This is a genomic window from Methylobacterium sp. J-090 (genome assembly GCF_022829345.1).
In the GTDB taxonomy this organism is placed as follows: domain Bacteria; phylum Pseudomonadota; class Alphaproteobacteria; order Rhizobiales; family Beijerinckiaceae; genus Methylobacterium.
In genome coordinates this window covers 1-1,138 of record NZ_JAKSXV010000057.1, presented here as the reverse complement: position 1 = coordinate 1,138, position 1,138 = coordinate 1, and the positions used below count along the sequence as shown (strand labels likewise).

Annotated in this window: 1 protein-coding gene and 1 pseudogene; both read left to right on the top strand. The window is 69.3% G+C overall.

All coding sequences use genetic code 11. From position 1 onward, the window contains the following. Positions 1 to 862, top strand: a protein-coding gene (locus tag MKK49_RS08030; protein WP_409565037.1) for an IS5 family transposase whose coding sequence is annotated in 2 segments (ribosomal slippage) — positions 1 to 339 and positions 341 to 862 — 861 coding nt annotated over the 2 segments. Because the reading frame shifts where the segments join, the coding sequence is not laid out codon by codon here. This gene is flagged as partial in the annotation. After that, positions 838 to 1,138 (top strand): annotated as a pseudogene (locus tag MKK49_RS08025) (IS481 family transposase); the annotation flags it as partial. The gene MKK49_RS08030 and the pseudogene MKK49_RS08025, both read left to right, overlap by 25 nt.

Below are 1,138 nucleotides of genomic sequence, written 5' to 3'. Positions count from 1 at the left end.
ACTGATGCGCAGTGGGAGCAGATCGCCCCGTTGCTGCCTCCGCAGAAGCCGCGCACGGGCCGGCCAGCGGAGGATCACCGCCAGGTCCTGAACGGTATGCTTTGGATCCTGCGCACGGGTGCGCCCTGGGCCGATCTGCCGGCCCGCTATGGTGCTGTCGGGACCGTGTCGAGCCGGTTCTATCGCTGGCAGCAGACCGGCGTGTTCGACCGGGTGCTGCGGTGCCTGCAGGCGCAAGCCGATGCCCGAGGCGACCTCGACTGGGACCTGCACTTCGTGGACGCCACGGTGGTGCGCGCCCACCAGCATGCCGCCGGTGCTCGCCGGTCCGGCGCCATTGGGGGGTGAGGGCACGGTCGAAGGGGTGGGTGAAGCGCTCGGGCGCAGCCAGGGCGGGTTCTCGACCAAGCTGCATCTGCGCGCCGAAGGCGGTGGCAAACCGATCACGGCGGTGCTGACGGCCGGCGAGCGCCACGAACAGTTCGCCCTGGATGCGCTGATGGACAAGGGCGCCGTGCCGCGCTCTGGCCGAGGCCGACCGCGCCTGCGTCCCCGCCGAACGGCCGGGGACCGGGGCTACTCCAGTCCGCCGGCTCGTCGTCGCCTCAGACGCCGTCGGATCGAGCCGGTCATTCCGACCCGCAAAGATCAGCCGCGGCAGCCCGACTTCGACGAGGCCGCGTACCGGGAGCGCAACAGGGTCGAGCGGCTGATCGGACGCCTCAAGTGTTTGATCCCGCGGTGTGGTGATACGGTTGAGCACCATGCTGCGAGGGAAGCGCTATGGGCCAAGTTCTCCATGGAAGCGCCACCACGACGGAGTGAGTCCGTCGCGCGATCCAGCTACGTGCAGAGCGCGTAAGGGCGCTGGCCGGGCGATACAGCGTCAGTCCGACGACGGTGCAGAAGTGGCGCACACGGGCGACGACGGCGGATGCCCGGATGGGACCCAAAGCGCCGCGCTCCACCGTGCTCACGGTCGAGGAGGAGGCGATCATCGTCGCTTTCCCACGGAACAAGCTGCTCCCGCTCGACGATTGCCTCTATGGCCTGCAACCGACGATCCCGCACCTGACCCGGTCCTCGCTGCAGCGCTGTCTGGAACGGCACGGCATCAGCCGACTGCCCGAGATCGACG